This window comes from Acinetobacter sp. YH12116 (assembly GCF_013418895.1).
Lineage (GTDB): Bacteria > Pseudomonadota > Gammaproteobacteria > Pseudomonadales > Moraxellaceae > Acinetobacter > Acinetobacter indicus.
This window is the reverse complement of the sequence record NZ_VPBE01000007.1, coordinates 1-21397: the sequence shown is the minus strand read 5'-3', so window position 1 is coordinate 21397 and position 21397 is coordinate 1. Positions and strand designations below refer to the sequence as shown.

Genomic DNA, 21397 nt, shown 5'->3' with positions numbered 1-21397 from the left:
GTGACGCATCATATTCACTTTTAAATTTTATGACAAGCCTTTTCTATGATTTTTCAATGCAGATGCACAAGAATTCAGCAATGCTTTGAATTTTTTCAAATCTGCCTCAGAAACCTGCTCAGATGCATACTGCATCTGCTCATATAACTGCACGGTCTGCTTAAACACATGATGCTGCTGTGACTCAGCCTGAGCCGCCAAACGAGACATCCACATGTTAAACGTTTCAGCAGGCTTTTTCTGTAATTCAGGCGGTAACGGCTTCGAAAACGTCTGCAACAGCTGGGCAAGTTTTGGCTGCCGGCGAAGATGCTGATAATACAACCAGGCCATATATAGCCCCAGCAGACCTAAAATGGTCAGTATCAGCATCAGGATATTGGCATAGCTGGAATGTAGCCCCAGTTTGGCCAGCCAGCCCCGCTGCGACTCGGCATTATAGCCCACCACCTTGCTTTGCCATTGATAGCTGGCATAGTCGCTCCAGATACGCAGTTTATTCATTAAATGATAATGCCGATAAGTCCAGCCACTGCCGCGCTCGCCCAATACCGCCTGATCTTCCGCAATCAGGTTTTGCATGCCCTGCTCAACCCGCTGCGGACTAATCATTGCTGTGGGGTCAAAACGCTGCCATTTGCCGTTTAACAGCACTTCGGTCCAGGCATGCGCATCTAACTGGCGTACTTCCCAACTTTTACCATCTGGGGCCAGCTCTCCACCCTGATAACCGGTGACCACCCGCGCCGGAATTCCGACATAACGCATCAGCATCACAAAACTGGAAGCATAATGTTCACAAAAGCCCTGACGTGACTGAAACAGGAACTCATCAACACGATGTTGCCCTAATCGCCCCGGGGTTAAGGTATATACAAAGCCATTTTCCCGATACCAGCGCAGCACCTGCTGTACATAACGCTCAGGATCTTGTCCGCTGTGCAAAAATAAACGCTGGGCCAATTGTTGTGCTTGCAGATCCTGCTGTACCGGAAATTGAGTATTGATGCGTAAATTCAGATGAGCATTACTCACGGTCTGAGCCTGGATATCGCCGATCCAGCGCAACGGAATCGGCTCGACCCGCTGGGTTAAACGCCGCGGTACAATGCCCCAATCCTGCTGGCTATAATAACGGCGCTCCAGCGGTACCGATTTCTCCAGCCCCATCACCCAACGCACGCCCGGGTCAGCCGCCAGATATTGATAATCAAAACTACGCGCCTGCGCCGGCTGCAATACATCGCTACGCATTAACGGCTGCTGGTTAACAAAGCTGCTACGCCAGCGCTGGCCATCATATTCATCCAGCACCATCGCCCGCCAATACAGCTCATGCCGTGGTGGCAGTTGCTGCACATCGCCAATAATCCGAAAGGCCAGCGCGCTAGATTGTGACAGCTCGGCAATATCGCCCGGCGACATGCTGTCACTAATTCCGGTAATGCCTTTATTTTCCGGAATCGGAATATGCCACAGCGGCGGCAGCCGTGGGAAAAACATAAACAGCAAGACAAAAAATGGCAGTGCATACAGCACAAAACGTCCCACATGGCGGGCATCGCGCTTTAAGGCCTGTACAGCCGAAGCCTGATATTCAAATTCGCTGGTTTGCAGGCGATACAGCCCGATCAGACAACTGAGCAGGCTTAAAATGACCATAAAGGCCATCCAGATTGACTGGCTAAACAGGAAGGAACTGGCACTGACAAATAGCGCGAAATTGAACAGGATAATCACATCGCGCCGGGTTCGGGTTTCGAGGGCCTTGGCAAATAAAAAGGTTGATAACACCGCCACGCCGGCCTCTACCCCAATAAAGGCGCGGTACTGTAAATAAATACTCAGCAGCGCCAGCGCAATCAGGCTAAAGGTCCAGTATTTAGCAATCGGCTGACGCCCGGGCTGCAGACTGAAATACAGACTAATCAGGATGATGATAAAAATTATACTGAGCAGCACAGGCAGATAGATCAGCTGTGCCAGTAACAGCAGGCCCAGGCTTGAGAGAATCGAAATACGGATACTGGAATTCATCTTTATGCCTGCGCCAACAGTTGTTTGGCGAGCAGCAATTGCTGCTCGCCACAGGCGGCCGGTAATTCTACCTGCGGCAAATACAGGGCATAGGCACATTGCTGCTGTTCACACTGCTCGACTAGGCCCATCATTAGGCTGAGTTTTTCTTCATGCGATGTGCTGGGCATCTGCGCATAGTCAATTTCAAGCTGCTGCTGATTCTGATATTGCTCAAAGACCTTGACGTATAAGCCCTGGCCACGCGCCACCTGTTTCCAGGACACTGCCTGCAAGGAATCTCCGAGCTGATAACTGCGCAGCTCCCGGAATTCATCTAAATCAGGTTCTTCATTGTGCCGATTGTGTTTATTTTCAGTGGTGTGCTGCGCCGCTTTCGGTGCAATCCAGGCAAAGTCATTGAAATACAGATAGGTCCAGGCACGTACCAGACCAAAGGGATAAACCGAATATAACTGGATGGCCGGATAATGAAACTTGCCGCGCTGGGCAGTATAAAAAGCTAAGCTATACTGCTGTTTGGCTTCACTCAGCGCCAGTTTATGTAATTGCTGATCAACCTGAATCCACAGATAACGCAGCTGTGGCGTATCCTGCTGAAAAAACAGCTGCAGCTGGACATTTTCCCCGGCCTGCCCGACCTGCTGTGCCACCACCTCAAGCTGCAAGCCATGCAGCTGCTTAAAGGTCAAATAAAAACTGATACATAAAATCGCGCTAATTAAAAAGCAGAAGCCCAGAATCAGGTTATTGGCATAGTTAATACCGGCCACAAAGGTAATCAGGATAAGCACCAGATATAAATAACCCTGCTGATAAATAAATACCAGCACATCTTTTTGCGTGAGGCGTTTTTTCTGCTGGAATTGAAAGCGTTTCTCCAGCCAGTGCTGCCAAAAATTCTGCCCGAGCATACTTAGCTGACCTGCACCTGTTGCAGCAGCTGCTGGGTTTCACCCTCACTTAAACCAATACGATGTGCCACCACCGCCACAAAAACCGCTTGTACATCATCCGGAGTGACAAAACTGCGCTGTTCAATTAACGCATGTGCCTGGGCGGCTTTTTTCAGGGCCAGTACTCCGCGCGTCGATAGTCCATGCCGGTTTTTACGGCTGGCTTCGGCCAGATCCAGAATATAATCCTGCACGGCGTCACTGACATATAGCCGATGCACCTGCTGTTGTAATTCCAGGATTTCATCTTCACTAAACACATGCTGCAAACTGGCAATCAGGCTCTGCCGGGAAGATTGCTGCAGCAATAGTTTTTCTGCATAACGCGATGGATAGCCCAGTGATAAACGCATTAAAAAGCGATCCAGTTGTGATTCAGGCAATGCATAGGTTCCGCTTTGAAACAGCGGATTCTGGGTAGCAATGACCCAAAATGGTTGCGGCAGTTCGTAACGCACGCCATCGACCGTGACGTTGCCCTCTTCCATTGCTTCCAGCAAGGCACTCTGGGTTTTCGGGCTACAGCGGTTAATTTCATCGGCCAATAAAATCTGGGTAAAAATCGGGCCTTGCTTAAACTCAAACTGATGTTCTTTCTGATTAAACATGTTCACCCCAATTACATCACTGGCCAGCATGTCATTGGTAAACTGAATCCGCTGAAATTTCAGTCCGGCCAAATGTGCCAGACTGCTGGATAAGGTGGTTTTGCCTAGGCCTGGTAAATCTTCAAACAGCACATGGCCGCCAGCCAGTAAACAGACCAGTGCCAGTTTGGTCTGCTGCTGTTTATCCAGAACAATCTGATTAACCTGTTCAAGGAACTGCTGGATTTTGGGTGCATAGCGCTGTAGCTCGCTCTGGAGCTGCGCCTGATCGTGTACTGGTTCCGATTTCTTATCCTGTTTCATGCCCCAAATCACCTTCATTCCCCAAATAAAAACGGTGTATGCCCTAACATACACCGTTTTGTTTTTTTTCTAAAGAAATCAGATGATTTCTAGATTTTTAACACGGACACTTCTTCAGGTTTCCGGAAGATGGATAACGTGAATCGACACAGTGCCGGTAAAAGGTTTTGGCATCCATCGCTTCCAGATCCGGATGATGCTGCCGCATATGCTCCAGATAAGTCTGATAGTCAGGCACCCCCACCATCAGCCGGAAACTTTGCTGCAGGCGCTGCCACAATGTGGCAATCCGCGACCAGTTTTTAGGATTCAGGATTAAATCCTTCTGCGACATCACGGTCATTTTGATGATTTTATAAATCACCGTTTTACCCGCTCGAGCAAATTTCAGATTCATCTTCTCGCTCCTTAATGGCCTTTGGCCGGCTGAATATCTTCAGGATCGCGGTAAATTGCTTCTGCTTCATGCACGGTTGGTTCCGGATTGGCCAAGGCACGGCGAATCACCCCAATCGCAGCAAACAGCATCACAAACGCCACAATCATAAAGAAGCCACACAATGCCGCATTAATCTGGTTCGACATTGCCACAGTCTGCATTTCCGCAATACTTTTGGCTGGTGCCAGAATTTCATTATTGGCAATGGCGGTATTGAAACGCTCTGCCTGTGCCAGGAAGCCGATCTTCGGATTTTCGTGGAAAATCTTCTGCCAGCCAGCAGTCATCGAGGTGATAAACAGGAACACGGTCGGGATGATGGTCACCCAGACATATTTCTGTTTCTTCATCTTGAACAGGATGACAGTACCAAGAATGAGCGCCATCGCAGCCAAAATCTGGTTACCAATACCAAACAGTGGCCACAAGCTGTTAATCCCGCCAAGTGGATCGACCACGCCCTGATAGACGAAGAAGCCCCAACCTGCCACCGCAACTGCTGTCCCCAGCAAGTTACCAAAGAAGTTGTGAGATTTTTTCACCGCAGGAATCACAATACCTACGGTATCCTGAACCATAAAACGGCAGGCACGGGTACCGGCATCCACCGCTGTCAGAATGAACAGCGCTTCAAACAGAATGGCAAAGTGATACCAGAACGCCATCATTTCGCGGCTATTGAAAATCTCGGTGATGATATGGGCCATACCAATTGCGAAGGTTGGCGCACCACCAGTACGGGACAGAATCGAGTTTTCACCGACTTCCTGAGCCAGCAAGGTCAAGGCTTCAGGCGTCACCACAAAACCAAGATTACGCACCGCTTCTGCAGCCGTATCTACCGATGTACCCAATAAAGCTGCTGGCGAGTTAATCGCGAAATACACACCCGGATCAAGCACCGCGGCACAGATCAGCGCCATAATCGCCACGAAAGATTCCATCAACATACCGCCATAACCAATCATACGGATATCGCGTTCGTTGTTGACCAGTTTTGGCGTGGTTCCTGAAGACACCAGGGCGTGGAAACCGGAAATCGCACCACAGGCAATGGTAATAAACAGGAATGGGAACAGCGAACCGGCAAATACCGGACCAGTCCCATCCACGAACTTGGTGACCGCTGGCAGTTTCATTTCCGGCATGGCAAATAAAATACCAATCGCCAGACCTGCAATGACACCAATTTTCAAGAAAGTTGACAGATAATCACGCGGTGCCAATAACAGCCACACCGGTAAAACCGACGCAATAAAACCGTAAATGATTAGCGCCCAGGTCAGTTCAGTCCCCGATAAGGTAAAGAACGGACCCCAGTACGGATGCTGTGCAATGTTTTCACCGTAGATAATACCGAGCATCATCAGCACAAAACCAATAATCGACACTTCTGCAATTTTACCCGGACGGATAAAACGCATGTAAATGCCCATAAAAATGGCAATCGGAATGGTGGCGGCAATACTGAATACACCCCACGGACTGTTGGTCAGGGCTTTCACCACCACCAGCGCCAGTACCGCCAGGATAATAATCATCACCCCAAGTGCACCCAGCATCACGATAATACCGGCAAAGCTGCCCAGTTCCTGCTTGGCCATTTCACCCAGTGAGCGGCCGTCACGACGGGTCGAAATAAACAACACCAGGAAATCCTGTACCGCACCGGCCAGCACCACCCCGACCAGTAGCCAGATGGTGCCCGGTAAATAACCCATTTGTGCTGCCAGAATAGGACCAACCAGCGGTCCGGCACCGGCAATTGCAGCAAAGTGATGGCCGAACAAGACACTTTTATTGGTCGGAACATAATCTAAACCGTCGGCCAGGCGATGCGCGGGAGTTAAACGCCTAGCATTGAGTTCAAAGACTTTATTGGCAATAAATAAACTGTAGAAGCGGTAAGCAATGCTATAGACACAGGCGGCGGCAAGGACCAGCCAGACTGCGTTTACATGCTCACCACGGCTGAGCGCCAGAATCCCGAAAGACACTGCACCCACAATAGCGACGAGCAGCCAGATAATTTTCGAAGTTAGGCTCGACTTCGTTGGTAATGTTTCCATTCAATCCCTCATATTTTCGATGCATTTAAATCAGCTTGATTGTTGTTGTTCGAGGTACTGCTGTTTTCCTTTGCGACTTTACGCCTGTTATTTTTCTATGCCTCTAAGACTTTGGCATAAAAAAAGGGATGATTGATCATCATCCCTTCGATAATAGTATATTTTTACACCATTATGCACGTTCTAAATATTCACCAGTACGGGTATCTACACGAACGCTTTCTTCTTGCTGAACGAATAATGGAACACGTACCACAGCACCTGTTTCAAGTTTCGCTGGCTTACCGCCACCGCCAGAAGTATCACCACGAACACCTGGATCAGTTTCAACAATTTTTAATACCACGAAGTTCGGAGCGCTAACGTTTAAAGGCACGCCGTTGAACAACATAATGGTACATTTTTCATTAGAATCGTCTTTTAACCATTTTGCAGCATCGCCCATAGCTGTTTTATCAGCTGCGATCTGTTCAAATGTTACAGGATCCATGAAGTTCCACAGTTCGCCGTCATTGTACAAGTAGTCCATTTCTACTTCTACAATGTCAGCAGCTTCTAGTGAATCACCAGATTTGAAAGTTTTTTCTAATACTTTACCTGTTTTAAGGTTACGTAATTTCACACGGTTGAAGGCCTGACCTTTACCTGGTTTTACGTATTCGTTTTCCATGATTGAACATGGGTTACCATCAAGCATAACCTTAAGGCCTGACTTGAATTCATTCGTAGAATAATTGGCCATGACTGGCACACTCCAAACTTACTAACTTTAAGCTATCGATGCTACGGGCTGTTGCGATGTCATTTAGCAAGTCTGACACGAACATTAGTTGCCACATGCACATTCATTTTATGTGACGTATTCTAAATGACCAATATGCCTTGCCGCAATGAAAAATTCTTGTTTAACCGGCCGCTGCTGCCTAAGTTACAAGCAGATATCCATCTACCGGCTTTATTCCCAACTGGCAGATGCTTAAAATCAGCGCAGCTCGTTCTGGACTCCGCCTGGCCCGGATGTCCTGATTTTTCGCACACAAAGCACATTCCCAGCGCCTGCAAACTGTTAAACTAGCACGATTAGGCCTTGCCCTCCCACTTCCATGATTCTTTTCCGGCATGACAAACTATTTGTATCAACAGCAAAACTGGCAATCACAGCTCAGTGATTTAATTACCGATCCTCAAGAGTTACTGAGTCTTCTGCAACTGTCGCCTGAACAGTTACTCTCCGGCGCAATTCTGGCATCTGAACAGTTTAAATTACGTGTGCCGCGTGCATTCGTCGGAAAAATGAAAGTCGCCGATCCCTTTGATCCGCTGCTGTTACAGGTCTTGCCACATCATCTGGAACTGGAAGATCATCCTGAATTTGTCACCGATCCCTTAGGTGAAGAACAGGCCAATCAGCAACCGGGTGTCCTGCACAAATATAAGTCGCGTTTTTTACTGACCCTGACCGGGGCTTGTGCGGTACATTGCCGCTACTGTTTCCGCCGCCATTTTCCCTATCAGGACAACCTGCCTAAAAATGAAGATTGGCTAAACATCAAACAATATATTGAATCTCAGCCCGACATTAATGAAGTGATTTTAAGTGGCGGTGATCCATTAACGTTAACCAATCGACGTTTACAGAGCTGGATTGAACGTCTGGAATCACTGCCGCAGATTAAATTTTTGAGAATTCATTCACGCGTTCCGATTGTAATCCCCAACCGTGTCGATGAAGCGCTGATTTCCATATTAAAAAACAGTAGGCTACGGATTATTCTGGTGGTACACTCAAATCATGCATCAGAATTGGATGACTTCACTTGCCGTACATTAAATACACTGGTGAAACATCAAATTACCGTCCTGAATCAGGCAGTTTTACTTCGTGGGGTGAATGATTCTGCTCAGGTTCTGGTCGATTTAAGTTATCGCCTGTTCGATGCTGGGGTGATGCCGTATTACTTGCATGTATTAGATAAAGTGAAAGGTGCACATCATTTCGATCTGATGCCACAGGACATCGATCTTATTTATAAAGAGGTTTTAGCGAACTTGCCGGGTTATCTTGTTCCTAAACTCGTTAGGGAAATTGCGGGCGAAAAGAATAAAACACCGCTTTTTGGGGTTTCAACTGCTTGAATTTGAGTTAAATAACAACGATGACTATGAATCATTCAGATATTTTTCAGGTTGCCACTGAGCTGAAATTGGAACAGCTCAGTTTTTGCCAGAATTCTGTCAAAAGTATTCAGGAGTGGGCAGCTGACTTATCCATTTTACAGCTTGGGGACTCGTCAAAAGCCTTGTTCAAAGCCTTACTGGAAATTTCTGAACTCAAATGTCAGGAAACCTTGCGCTTTGACCTGATTCAGGCCATTCACCCGACGCTGGAAAATGTCCTGACCAGCCTGGAAAAACACTTTTTTAACCAGGGTCTGATTAGCAGCGACCGCAATGAGCACATTATCGAGCTGGCGCTGTTGTTACGTAGTCATTTTGCCAAAGTCTATATTGAAATCGCGCGCCGCAGTCACCGCCAGCTGGCCCAGCAGAAGTTTTCCATTTTTGCCTTTAACCTGAAAAAGAACCTGCAGACTGCGCGGACTGTGGCCACCTATTATGCGCTGCAACAACTGACCTTATTGCTGTATCAGCAACAGATGCTATATAGCTCGCCATTTTCCGGGCAATGGCTCACTGCGCATCAACTGTTTAACTGCGCGCTGCAGCACAATTTTCTTCAGAACAATATTAACCATCTGCAAGGCACCCAGCATCAGCTGCAAAATATCAGTCAGGCATATGCGCAATTAATCCTGCTGGATATTTTCAATTCCCATCAGATTCGTCCGGCCGAAATTCAGGGGCTGTATCTCTGCAGTTTTGACTGGGTCAAGCTGATTCAGATTTTGCCCAAAGAAACCACCCTGTCACGCTATATTGTCGATACCAACAAAGACTATCCGCCAATTTATAACTCGCATCAATCGGGTGATTTTGAGCCGGGTATTTTTATTTCGACGCAGGCACTGCTGGATCATATTAGTGAAAATCAGGGCCGCAAGGCCGAACATTTCTCCCGCAATGAAAAGCTGTTTTTAACTCCGGCCCTGCATTTTCATATTCATACCCTGCTCACTCATAATCCTGAGCGTCGCCATGAACGTTATGAATATTCGGCCCGGGTCAAAATCTGTTTTGGCTTAAGCGTGGCGCACTTCTATTTGTCTAAAGGCAAGAATTTTCAGGAAACCCTGCAACTGGGTGAAAATTACCAGTTCCAGAGTGAAAGCCAGTTCATCAACCAGATGCACAGTCATGCCACTGCCGACATCAGTAAAATCCAGAATCTGGACCGCGAGGCCAAACAGATTTACGGCGCGGAAGTGCTGGATATCAGTGTGAATGGTTACCGGATTAAATGGGAAGGTGAAACGCCAAAAAACCTTAAAACCGGTGAATTTATTCTGGTGCAGGAAAATCCGCAAAGTCCGTGGCGTGGCGGTGTGATTCGCTGGATTAAACAGTCGACTGACAAAACCCTGGAACTGGGCCTTGAAGTTTTGGCGCAGGACATTATTCCATGTGCCGTCTATGTGAAATCTGACCGGCATAGCGGGCATTATCATCCTGCCCTGCTCATGCAGAGCTCACAGCTAAATGAAGTCAGCACTCATCTTATTTTACCGGGGATTCAATTATTAAGAGACAAGCAGACCGTACAGCTGCGTTTGGGGGATGAAGACATTAAAGTCTTTTTAATTAAACCGTTACTCATTACTCAAAGCTTTATGCGTTTTGACTTTGAACTGTTAAATGACCAGCAGCAAGCCACAGTCGATGCCTTTATTCACAAGCAGATGAATGACGTTAAGAATCAAGATTTATGGGAAGCGTTGAAGTGAGAAATCCTTTACTATCTAAAAAATTTAAACGTACCGAAACACGTTTACTCATTATCGATGATAACCAAATCCGTTTTAATCAGATTTGCGAACAGCTGAATGCACAGGAACATACCGTGCAGGCCACCCTGCTCGATGACCTGCAAAATTTTGAAAAACAGCTGAATTTAACCTGGGATGTGGTGATTTTTGGCCGCGCCTACGACTTGAAAATTGATCAGGCCCTGACCCTGATTCGCGCCTCAAAACAGCCGAATTTACCGCTGGTGTTATTGCAACCTGAAGACTATGATGCCACCCAATATAGCGCCCTCATCCGCAAAGGCATTTATGATCTGGTCAACCTGAACGATAGTGACAGTTTCTATCTGGGTCTGCTTCGTGCCCTCTCTTTCAGCCGTTTGCAGCAAACCCATGCCCAGCTCAAAGAAGAGCTGGAAAATGCCCAGACGCAGGCGCAGTCTCTGGTGGAAGACAGCAACAAGGCGGTGGCGATTATTCAGGAAGGCATTCATGTACAGGCCAATCAGGAATATTTACAGCTGTTTGGCTTTCAGAATGAAGATGAGATTATTGGTCTGCCTTTGCTTGACCTGTTGCAACCGGAAGATCTAGCCGATTTTAAACTGCGCTTTAAAAAAGTATCGCAAGGTCAGTTTGATTTAGGCCGTTTCAGCTACAGCTCTTTAAATAGTCATGTCGCCGCGCAAAATCCGCTACAGCTGGAATTTTTACCGGCCACTGATGAAGATGCCTTGCAGCTGACCATTGATATTCAGCAAGCTGCTACAGCACCAGCCAAGGCCAGCCATGAAAGCACAGCTGGTCAGCAGCCGACCCATCAGCTGATTAACCGCACCCTGAACAATCAGCCATCCAAAATTAATGCGCTGGTGGTATTTGCCCTGGCCTCCTGCCCTGAAAAAGTCTTGCAATCGGACTGGGTTACGCTGAAAAACTATTTCGGTAATATTAAAACCTTCCTGAAAGAACAGACCAATGTGCCTTTATTCAAGGTCAATTCATCGATCTATATTGGCTTGTTTCAGGCAGAATCAACCACCATTTTGCATTCCAAACTGATTGGTCTCAGCTCACTGAGTAAACCACAGTTATTGAGCGTCAATGGGCAAAGTTATCCGCTGAATTTCCGTATGGGCTATGCGGTACTAGAAGGTGAAATTGCCGACAGCACCCAGTTTGAACAGCTGATGGAACGTGCCTTTGTAACCGCACTGCCTTATCAGCAAAAAGATGAGCAAAGCCTCGGACTGGATTTATCCATGACCGATCTGTCGCTGGAAATTGTCGAGCCAAAGGTTGCACCTGTGGTCGAAACCGCTGCTTCATCGCTATTAGGCGCCTTACGCCACAGCCTGGATCGTAATGAAATTCATCTGAAATACCAGCAGCTGTATGACAAACAGGACAGCAATTTATATACCTATGAAGTCAGCAGCGGCTTTATTCATCAAGCAGAATGGAAAAGTCTGACCGGGCTGGTTGATCTGGCTGAAGATCCGGAACTCTCAATTAAACTGGATCGCTGGATTCTGGTCGAAGCCTGCAAACAGCTGCATAACTTCATTACCCAATATCCGGAAGCCAAGCTGATTGTTAACCTGAACAAGCATGTGCTGCTACAAGACCGCGCTTTCCCGGAATTTGTGTCCAAACTGATTACCATTGTCGGCAGTCAGCAGGCTTATCCGTTAATTCTGCAATTCTCTGAAGAAGATGTGAGCCAGAACCTGATGGATGCCCAAAAGCAGATGCATTTGCTGCATCAGCATGGTGCGGAGATTTCCATCCGTGAATTCGGCCAGTCGATGTATAGCGAATCCATTCTTAAACAGCTGGATGTGCAATATGTGACCCTGCATCCATCGCTGACCAGCAAACTGATGCAAGATAGTGCCACTCAGGAGCTACAGGAACAGATTCAGCAGTTTAGCGAAATCAAGCCGGTGGAAGTGGTGCTACATGAACTAAACGATATGAACCTGTTTGCCAACGCCTGGAATGTGGATGCCCGTTATATTCAGGGTGATTACTTCCAGAAGAAACTGGATCATCTCATTGATGTACAAGACCAATAAGGTCTTGTACTTTTCGCCTGAAGTGCAGGCACAAAAAAACGGGCAAATGCCCGTTTTTTTCATTCTGGGTATTAACCACGTTTGATAGAACGTGACATACCAGCAAAACGTTGTTTGAACTTGTCGATACGACCGCCAGTGTCAACGTTCTTTTGCTTACCAGTGTAGAATGGGTGGCAAGCTGAACATACGTCTAGGTAAAGAGTGTCTTTACCAACAGCTGAACGAGTTTCGATCACGTTACCACATGAACAAGTAGCAACTAATTTTTCATATTTTGGGTGAATATCGGCGCGCATCGTCGATTACTCCATAAGATTAAAGAAGGTTTAGCTGTCGTCGCAATTGATCACTCTCAAGACTGAGGAAAAAAGCTGTTTATTCGAGATAAACCGCAGACCAACACCACAACAGACCATTCTTTTGGCCCACCGAGACGGATACCGTCAGAGCTAAGCACAACAAGTTGGGGCATATTATACGTGAATCTATGCCAATATGCGAATTATTCTTTGTCCTCAATTTCAGGCTGCTTCGACCAGTAATTGGCAATAATGCCGCAGACCATCAGCTGGATTTGATGGAAAATCATGATTGGCAGCACAATCATGCCCAAAGGCTGGCCAATAAACAGAATCTGCGCCATCGGTACACCACTGGCTAGGGTTTTTTTAGAGCCGCAGAAGAAAATCGCAATCTGGTCTTCACGTTTAAAGCCCATCCATTTTGGTACGTACAGCGCCAACAGCATGATGATGGTCAGCAGCACCGAACAGGCTACAGTTAAAATCAGTAACGTTGTGCCACTGACTTCATTCCACAGTCCGGCCACCACGGCGCCACTAAAGGCACCATAAACCACCATCAAAATCGTACCCTGATCAAAGCCTTTAACCAGACTTGGGAACTTGACCAAAAATGGATAGACCCACGGCCGCAGCAATTGCCCCAGAATAAAAGGCACCAATAACAATAAGGTAATCTGAATAATGGATGAGGTCGGATCATAATCGTGCTGCGACTGGCCAAAAATAAACAGGCTGACCAAAACCGGGGTAATGAACATGCCGGCAATATTGGAAAAAGACGCACTGCAGACTGCACTGGCGACATTGCCGCGTGCAACCGAGGTAAAGGCAATAGAAGACTGCACCGTAGAAGGCAGGAAGCACATAAATAAAAAGCCCCAGTACAGCTCCTGCCCCAGCAATGGCAATAATACGGGTTTGGCCATGAGACCCAACACTGGAAATAACAAGAAGGTAAATGCAAACACCAGCGTATGCAGTTGCCAGTGCATGATGCCTTGTACCACCGCCTCTCTGGACAATTTTGCCCCATGTAAAAAAAACAGCACAGCAATAGCCGCCGTGGTAATAACGCCAAAGACTTCAGCGACCTGTCCAGACACCGGCACGATACTGGCCAGTATCACCATCACAATTAACAATATGGTAAAGCGATCCAATGCAAGTAGTTTTAGCATGTCTACATCCTGTGATTTTATTTTTGCATCGACATAAAAAAGCCCAGTCAGCGGGTTTTACCTCACGGTAAAGTTCCATCTTACTGGGCTGGAACAATAAAGCTAGTCTGCTGGCTTAATGTTCACTATTTTGTGGCGCTATACTACTGCGCCAACTTAGTTATTGCGGGCATTGTCATCCTGCTGGATCAGCTCGATTTTATAACCGTCCGGATCTTCCACAAAGGCAATTACGGTCACGCCGCCTTTCATTGGCCCCGCTTCACGCACCACATTGCCGCCGCGTGCCTTGATTTCTTCACAGGCTTTGTAGGCATCTTCCACTGCAATGGCAATATGACCATAGCCATTGCCCAGCTCATAGCTGTCTGTATCCCAATTATGGGTCAGTTCCAGCACGGTATGGTTGTCTTCATCACCATAGCCGACAAATGCCAGGGTAAAGCGGCCTTCTTCGTAGTCACGTTTACGGAGTAAAGTCATGCCAAGTACTTCAGTATAGAACTGCAATGACCGTTCTAAATTGCCTACACGTAACATGGTATGCAGCATGCGCATATTATTCGTCCTTTTGTTGAATTTGAGCGTGTTCATGAGCACGCAATAATTTTGCCACCCACACCACCAGAATCAGAATTGGAATTCCAAGCAGCGTGGTCATGAGGAAGAAATTCGGATAACCGATATTATTGACTATGGTACCTGAATATCCACCTAAAATTTTAGGGGTGAGGGTCATGAGCGAACTAAAGATCGCATATTGTACAGCGGTAAACGACACACTGGTTAAGCTGGACAGGAAGGCAATAAATGCCGCACCGGCCAGACCGGAGGCCAGATTATCAATAATAATTGCCAGATAGAGCCATAAGCTGCTATACGGTTTAATCACCTTACCGCGAACTTCTATCGGTGCATCAGCGTTGACATCTACCGGTGTCAGGGCCTGAATATCAATATCCAGCGCCGGATGTTGCTGTGCCAGCTGATAACCGCGGCTGGCACTGAGCGTACTGCCATCCAGCAATCGGGCCTGCACCTGAATCGTGCTATTTTGCGCTGTCTGTAACTGCTGGCCTTCAATCACGCCACTAAACAGGCCACCTTCTTCCAGCTTGGCCGGATATTCCTTGCCATCCAGAACCAAACTCAGCGGCTGTTCAGGTTGTAGCTGTGCAGCATCGAGTCCACTCAACTGCCCGCGAATCACTAGACTTTGCTCGGCTTCCTGTACAGAAATCCGGTCATCCGAGGTAATCGGTAATAACTGGATTTGGGCTGTGCCGGTCTGCTGCAAATACGGCATGCTTAATTGTGCCTGATCGGACTGATTGGCATATTGTGCCTGTACCTGAATCTGATTGGCCTGAGCCAGCACATTGCTCGGTACCTGTATACTCCAGTAACCGGCTTCATCAGCCTGTACCTTATATTGCTGCGCCCCGACATTCACCTGCACATCACTCAGGCTTTGCCCGGATTTGACCAGTCCAATAAAAATCAGGTTGGTCGAGCTGGCCAGCACTGCGCCCAGAAACATCAGTTTCATGATATTCATTTTTTGGGCCAGCAAACCACCCAGGAAGCCACCCACCAACGAGAAAATCACCCCGTAGACTTTGACTGCTTCAGCAATCTGTTCTTTGCTGAAGTTCAGGTCCTGATAAAACACATTGGAAATGACCCCTGCAATAATATCCGAAACCCGATAAAACCCGATCAGCAGCAGTAACACCAAAGCCAGCTTTAAACCATAGCGCTTAAAGAAATCCGCGACCGGATGCACCCAGGTTTCAAAAGCCATCTGTTTATTGACTGCACCCAGTTTGACCAGCACAGTTCCGATCAGTAAAGCCACCGCACCCGAGCCAATAAAGCGAATCGCCTCCAGCGTAAACAGCAGGAAGGAATCCTGAATACTGAGCTGGTTTTTCAGCGCATCCAGCGCCTGACCGGAATAGATATAACTCAGCACAAAACTGATCACGGCAACAAAAAACACCACCACCAGTCGATAATAATCGCTGCGTTTATATTCTTTACGGACACGCTCCACCACCGGCTCACGAATCACCAGCGTGGTACACATCCCGATCAGCATCACCGCCGCCATCACCAGATAGGTGTATTTCCAGGCCTCATAAATATAGTTGCCTTTAGCCGTGCCCAGATACGCTGCCAGAAATAAAGCGCCCGCACCAGCTACAATCATCCCGATACGATAACCGGCGTTATAGGTCGAAGCCAATACAGTTTGCATCTGGGTTTCAGCCAGCTCAATACGATAGGCATCAATCACAATATCTTGCGTGGCCGCAGCAAAACCGAGCAGCACCGCACCCACCGCCATCTGGTAGAGATGCGTCTGCCCTAAGGCCGGATCTGAAAAGGCCATAATACAGATGGCGCATATAATCAGGACCTGGGCAATTAAAAGCCAGGCCCGGCGCCGGCCCAGTTTTTGGGTTAAATATGGCACTGGTAACTCATCAATTAATGGTGCCCAGACAAACTTAAATGAATAACCCAGCGCCGCCCAGCTAAAGAAAGTTACGGCATTACGGCTAATGCCGGCTTCACCTAACCATAACGATAAACTGGAAAAAATAAGAAGAATGGGAATACCGGCCGAGAAGCCAAGAAACAGCATGATCAGCGCACGCCGATCTAAAAATGCGGTAAAGGCAGATTTCCATCCTGTAGATTGTGTTGTCATTACATTATTTTTGTCAAAAAACTGAATGTTGCTATTCAATCGTTTAATGGATTTGGTTTCAACCTGATTTATGCAAACGCCCTGTGATTTTCTGGAGAAATGCAGCGGCCTGGCTTGAAATTTTCTATTAAACCTGTATACCTTAAATCTCTATTGCAATAATTTCGTTTTGGATTTCACAGTGACGCAAAGACACGAGCACATGACCTCTTCTTTATCTGCTTCAATTACCGAACAACAAACATTAGTTTTACAACCAGAACAAACTCTTACCTCAGCCTTCGAACAAGCCGAAATTCAAACGACACTTAATAACACCCGCTTAAGCCCGGAACAGCTGACCCATATTCCGGATCTGGAAAAAATTCCGGCCTCCACCAAACGGATTAAGCCTTTAAATAATTTTCTGGGTCAGGATCGTGCCCGCGCTTCAGTAGAAGCCGGCATTGCATTGCCGTATTCGGGCTATAACATTTTTGCGGTCGGTACGGCAGGACTGGGTAAACGCACTATGATCCGGCGTTTACTGCAACAACATGCCAAAACCATGGCCACGCCAAATGACTGGGTGTATGTCAATAATTTTAAAAACCCGCGTCAGCCCATTGCCCTGCGACTGCCGGCCGGTCAGGCACCAAAATTCCAGACCCAGCTGCATCAGAGCTGGCAGACCATTTTAAAACAGCTGGAACGCCGTTTTAGCGCCGAAACCTATCACAACCGCATTGAACAGATTCGCCAGCAAACTGGCGATGAACAGCAACAGGCCCTCATTGAACTGACCAAAGAAGGTGAAACGCTGGATTTAAAACTGGTCTCGCGCAATGACGAGCACTGCTTTATTCCGGTACAGTTTAAAGATGATCAGCTGCAGGAAATGACCCAGGAAGATGTCAATGCCTTAAGTAGCAAAGAGCGCGCCGAAATTGCCGCCAATATGCGCTATATGGATAAAAAACTGGAACGTCTGGGTCTGCATCTGGGCGATCTGGAAGATGATGCCCGCGATCGGGTTCAGGTCCTGAATCGTGACATTGCCAAACAGGTGGTGATGCCGCGGATTGATTTATTGCTGAATAAATTTTCAGAGGTTCAAGGGCTTGAAGACTATCTGAAATACTATGCTGAAGACATTATCAACAATGTTGAAATGGTGCTGGAACAGGAAGAAGATGACTTCACTCCGGCGGTGTTTAGCCGGGTGCCAGCGCGTTATCAGGCCAATATTGTTGTCACGCATAAACCGAACTCGGGTGCACCGGTAATCTTTGAAGATTTCCCGACCCACTACAACCTGCTCGGTCATGTGGAACAGATGACCCAGAACGGCACCATCACCACTGACTTCACCTTAATCCGTTCCGGTGCCTTACATCGTGCCAATGGCGGTTTTTTAATTCTGGAAGCCGAACAGTTACTGGAACAGCCTTATGCCTGGCAAGGGCTGAAACGTGCCTTGAAATCGGGCCAGCTAAAACTGTCCTCACTGGAACATATGCTGACTTTAACCGGTAGTATTTCGATTGAGCCGGAATCAATTCCCCTGACTTTAAAGGTCATTCTGCTGGCCGAGCCGGAAATCTATTATGAAATTCTGGAAGTCGAACCGGAGCTGGGCAGCGTCTTTAAAATCCGTGCCGACTTCACCGATACATTACAACGTAATGACACCAATGAGCAGGCTTATATGCAGCTGATTGCTGATTATGTTCAGGCCGATAAACTGCTGCCCTTTGACCGCTCTGCCCTGGCTGCGCTGTTAACCGACTCGAGTCGTCTGGCCGAGGACCAAAGCTCGTTGTCCTTACATGCGCTAACGCTAGGTGATCTGATTCGGGAATCACATCATCATGCCGTACAAGCCGGCAAAAAAATGGTGTCAGAAGAACATATTAACATGGCGCTGGATCATCGCAAATATCGCTTAGGCTATTTACGTGAACTGTACTGGCAAGACCTGTCACGCGGCACCCAGCTGATTGAAACCAAAGGTCATCGTCTGGGTCAGATCAATGCCCTGTCCGTGATTCATTATGCCGATGTCGAGTTTGGTCTGCCTTCACGCCTGACGGCATCGGTCTATCAGGGCGGCGGCGATATTCTGGATATTGAACGCAGTGTTGAATTGGGTGGCTCGCTGCATGCCAAAGGCGTGCTGTTAATGTCCAGCTTCCTGAAAGCCCATTTTGGCCGCGAACAGATTCTACACTTCTCTGCCGCACTGGCCTTTGAGCAGAGCTATGGTCAGGTCGATGGTGATAGCGCCACCGTTGCGGAACTGTCTGCCCTGATTTCAGCAATCAGCCAGTTACCAATTGATCAGTCCTGGGCCATTACCGGTTCCATGAACCAGCTGGGTCAGGTGCAACCTGTTGGCGGCGTCAATGCCAAAATTGAAGGCTTCTATGATGCCTGTAAATTACAAGGTTTAACCGGCAAGCAAGGCGTGATTATTCCGCGTCAAAACATGCAGCATCTCATGCTGCGTAAAGATGTGATTGAAGCGGTGCAAAAAGGCGAATTCCATATTCATGCCATTGATGTGATTGATCAGGCGCTAGAAATTCTGATGGCGCGTCCGGTCGGTAAACTGGACAAAAAAGGCCGTTATAGCAAAGGCTCGATTTATGACATGGTGATGGCGCAGCTTGAATACTGGCAAGCCATTGAAGATGGCGCAGAAATTGAAGAGGAAGAGCCAAAGAAAAAGAAAAAAGCCAAGAAAGAAAAAAAGGCCAAGAAAAAAGATCAGCCTGCTGAAGCAGCAATTGAGGCTATTCCGGTAGAAGATGCCCGTAACCAGACTGGCTCATAATGGCCGGTCTAAAAAAGCAAAAAAGCGCCGAAAGGCGCTTTTTTATACGACTGAATTAAGCTTCAGGCGCTGGGCTGTACTGTTCAACCAAAGGCTGTAACTCACCTTTTTGGAACATATCCAGCATAATATCGCTACCGCCAATTAACTCGCCATTGATCCACAATTGCGGGAAAGTTGGCCAGTTGGCAATTTTCGGCAAAGTTGCACGAATATCCTGGTTTTCAAGAATATTCACATAGGCAAATGGACGACCAATTTGACTGAGCGCTTCTACTGCACGAGCTGAGAAACCACATTGTGGGAATTGCGGTGTGCCTTTCATGTAAAGAAGAACTGCATGTTTAGCAATTTGGTCACGAATTAACGCTTCGGTATCGCGTGCTTGTTCAGTCATTGATAAATCCTCAACTAATCTGTTTTGCATTATACCGAAAACACAGCAAAACAGTATGCTTAAAGCAATATTTCCATTTTTATTTACATTTACACTTTCAATCGGGGGCAGATTTTGCTTATATAAGTTTTTTCCTTTCTTTCTTACAGATAAGAGTTAGTCATGAACAACGTTACCCTTGCCCCTGTGCAAACTGATCAACCGTCTCATTTGATGCCCGTCTTCGGCCGTCAGCCGATCAGCTTTGTCCGCGGCCGAGGCGCTTATCTGTACACTGAAGATGGCACCGAATATCTGGATGCCCTGACCGGTATTGCAGTCTGTGGTTTAGGTCATGCTCATCCGGAAATTGCTGCTGCCATCGCGGATCAGGCCGCGACCCTGATTCATACCAGCAACCTGTTTGAAGTGCCTTGGCAAACTGCCGCTGCACAAAAACTGGCAGAAGTCGCTGGTATGGAAGAAGTCTTCTTCTCTAACAGTGGTGCAGAATCGAATGAAGGTGCCATTAAAATTGCACGTAAATTTGGTTATTTACAAGGCATTGCCAATCCGAAAATTATTGTCGCCGATCAGTCGTTCCACGGCCGTACCCTGGCAACCCTATCTGCCACCGGCAATAAAAAAGTCCAGGAAGGTTTTGCACCGCTGGTAGAAGGTTTTATCCGTGTACCGTTTGGTGATGTTGAAGCCATTGAAGAAGCCGCCATTCAGTATCCGGACATCGTCGCGATTCTGGTTGAGCCAATTCAGGGCGAAGGCGGTGTTAATACCGCGCCTCAAGGCTTTAGCTACCTAGAAGATATCCGCCGCATCTGTAACCAGCACAACTGGCTGATGATGCTGGATGAAGTGCAAACTGGTAACGGCCGTACCGGTAAATATTTTGCCTATCAGCACACCAATATTGTGCCAGATGTCTTAACCACTGCCAAAGGCCTGGGCAATGGCTTCCCGATTGGTGCAGTGATGACCCAAGGTCGCGGTGTGGGTGTACTCACTGCCGGTAACCATGGTTCAACCTACAGTGGTACTGCCCTGGGGTCACGTGTGGTCTACACCGTGATTGATATTATCCAGAAAGAAAATCTGGTCGAGAATGCCGCAAAAATGGGTAGCTATATTGTTGAGCAGCTACGCAACCAGCTGGCTGACCAAAATGTCAGCGTGCGTGGTTTTGGCCTGATGATCGGGATTGAATTACCTAAAGCCTGCGCAGAACTGGTGGATATTGCCCGTGATGAATACAAACTGATTGTCAATGTGACCGCCGGCTCCGTGGTGCGTTTACTGCCAACCTTGAACATTAGCCAGGAACAGGCCGATCAGCTGGTTGAACGTCTGGTGAAAATGATCAAAACGTTCCTGGCTTAAGCCGCGTGTTGATCTCAACAGATCTCAATCTGCATAAAAAAGCCGCATGATTGATCTGCACCCCGAAAGTTGGACACTCTTAGTCCAATTTGAAGGGTGCTTTTCTATGGCTAAATATTCTCAACAGTTTAAACTTGAAGTTGTTCAAAATTATTTATCAAATAAAAATGATGATGGGTTTAGAAAAACAGCTAAT

At 47.3% G+C, this 21397-nt stretch carries 16 protein-coding genes; 5 read left to right on the top strand and 11 right to left on the bottom strand.

Features of this window, described 5'->3' with window-relative positions; genetic code table 11:
• Window positions 1-27 precede the first annotated feature (27 nt).
• The 6 genes from FTU54_RS06250 to efp form a co-directional block, all read right to left on the bottom strand.
• A complete protein-coding gene (locus FTU54_RS06250) occupies window positions 28-2037 on the bottom strand; it encodes a DUF3488 and transglutaminase-like domain-containing protein (RefSeq protein ID WP_016658394.1) in 2010 nt (669 codons plus the stop codon).
• A gap of 2 nt (window positions 2038-2039) precedes the next feature.
• Complete coding sequence (locus tag FTU54_RS06245) at window positions 2040-2951, bottom strand: DUF58 domain-containing protein (RefSeq protein ID WP_180074564.1); 912 nt, start codon at window positions 2949-2951, stop codon at window positions 2040-2042.
• Between the two features lie 2 nt (window positions 2952-2953).
• Entirely contained in the window at window positions 2954-3904 is a 951-nt protein-coding gene (locus FTU54_RS06240) for a MoxR family ATPase (RefSeq protein WP_005176839.1), read from the bottom strand.
• A 97-nt stretch (window positions 3905-4001) separates the two neighbouring features.
• Window positions 4002-4301 carry a YbdD/YjiX family protein gene (locus tag FTU54_RS06235; protein WP_005176838.1) on the bottom strand — a complete coding sequence of 100 codons (300 nt, stop codon included), beginning with the start codon at window positions 4299-4301 and terminating at the stop codon, window positions 4002-4004.
• Between the two features lie 11 nt (window positions 4302-4312).
• A complete protein-coding gene (locus FTU54_RS06230; RefSeq protein WP_005176837.1) occupies window positions 4313-6412 on the bottom strand; it encodes a carbon starvation CstA family protein in 2100 nt (699 codons plus the stop codon).
• Window positions 6413-6584: 172 nt separating this feature from the next.
• Window positions 6585-7154 carry an elongation factor P gene (efp, locus tag FTU54_RS06225; RefSeq protein WP_005176835.1) on the bottom strand — a complete coding sequence of 190 codons (570 nt, stop codon included), beginning with the start codon at window positions 7152-7154 and terminating at the stop codon, window positions 6585-6587.
• A gap of 377 nt (window positions 7155-7531) precedes the next feature.
• On the opposite strand from efp, the gene epmB reads away from it, so the two are divergent.
• The 3 genes from epmB to FTU54_RS06210 are packed head-to-tail and all read left to right on the top strand — an operon-like array spanning window position 7532 to window position 12413.
• Complete coding sequence (gene epmB / locus FTU54_RS06220; protein WP_016658396.1) at window positions 7532-8548, top strand: EF-P beta-lysylation protein EpmB; 1017 nt, start codon at window positions 7532-7534, stop codon at window positions 8546-8548.
• Between the two features lie 20 nt (window positions 8549-8568).
• Window positions 8569-10314 (top strand): GTPase, encoded by a 1746-nt coding sequence (locus FTU54_RS06215; RefSeq protein ID WP_168397360.1) that lies wholly within the window; start codon window positions 8569-8571, stop codon window positions 10312-10314.
• Window positions 10296-12413: an EAL domain-containing protein gene (locus tag FTU54_RS06210; protein ID WP_180074563.1), complete on the top strand. Its 2118-nt coding sequence runs from the start codon at window positions 10296-10298 to the stop codon at window positions 12411-12413. The genes FTU54_RS06215 and FTU54_RS06210 overlap by 19 nt, the downstream gene beginning before the upstream one ends.
• A gap of 71 nt (window positions 12414-12484) precedes the next feature.
• Here FTU54_RS06210 and rpmE read toward each other — a convergent pair whose 3' ends face one another.
• The 4 genes from rpmE to FTU54_RS06190 form a co-directional block, all read right to left on the bottom strand.
• Entirely contained in the window at window positions 12485-12712 is a 228-nt protein-coding gene (rpmE, locus tag FTU54_RS06205; protein WP_005176824.1) for a 50S ribosomal protein L31, read from the bottom strand.
• 206 nt (window positions 12713-12918) lie between these two features.
• Complete coding sequence (locus tag FTU54_RS06200) at window positions 12919-13899, bottom strand: bile acid:sodium symporter family protein (RefSeq protein WP_180074562.1); 981 nt, start codon at window positions 13897-13899, stop codon at window positions 12919-12921.
• A 156-nt stretch (window positions 13900-14055) separates the two neighbouring features.
• Complete coding sequence (gene gloA, locus FTU54_RS06195) at window positions 14056-14457, bottom strand: lactoylglutathione lyase (RefSeq protein ID WP_005176820.1); 402 nt, start codon at window positions 14455-14457, stop codon at window positions 14056-14058.
• Between the two features lies 1 nt (window position 14458).
• A complete protein-coding gene (locus tag FTU54_RS06190; RefSeq protein ID WP_180074561.1) occupies window positions 14459-16615 on the bottom strand; it encodes an MFS transporter in 2157 nt (718 codons plus the stop codon).
• Window positions 16616-16817: 202 nt separating this feature from the next.
• On the opposite strand from FTU54_RS06190, the gene FTU54_RS06185 reads away from it, so the two are divergent.
• On the top strand, window positions 16818-19430 hold the full coding sequence (locus tag FTU54_RS06185) for a Lon protease family protein (protein WP_171526471.1): 2613 nt from the start codon (window positions 16818-16820) through the stop codon (window positions 19428-19430).
• Between the two features lie 55 nt (window positions 19431-19485).
• On the opposite strand, the gene grxD is transcribed toward FTU54_RS06185, so the two are convergent.
• Window positions 19486-19827, bottom strand: a complete 342-nt coding sequence (gene grxD, locus FTU54_RS06180; RefSeq protein WP_005176812.1) for a Grx4 family monothiol glutaredoxin — start codon at window positions 19825-19827, stop codon at window positions 19486-19488.
• A gap of 162 nt (window positions 19828-19989) precedes the next feature.
• Here grxD and FTU54_RS06175 point away from each other — a divergent pair, with 162 nt between their 5' ends.
• Window positions 19990-21201: an aspartate aminotransferase family protein gene (locus FTU54_RS06175; protein ID WP_005176809.1), complete on the top strand. Its 1212-nt coding sequence runs from the start codon at window positions 19990-19992 to the stop codon at window positions 21199-21201.
• Window positions 21202-21397: the final 196 nt, after the last annotated feature.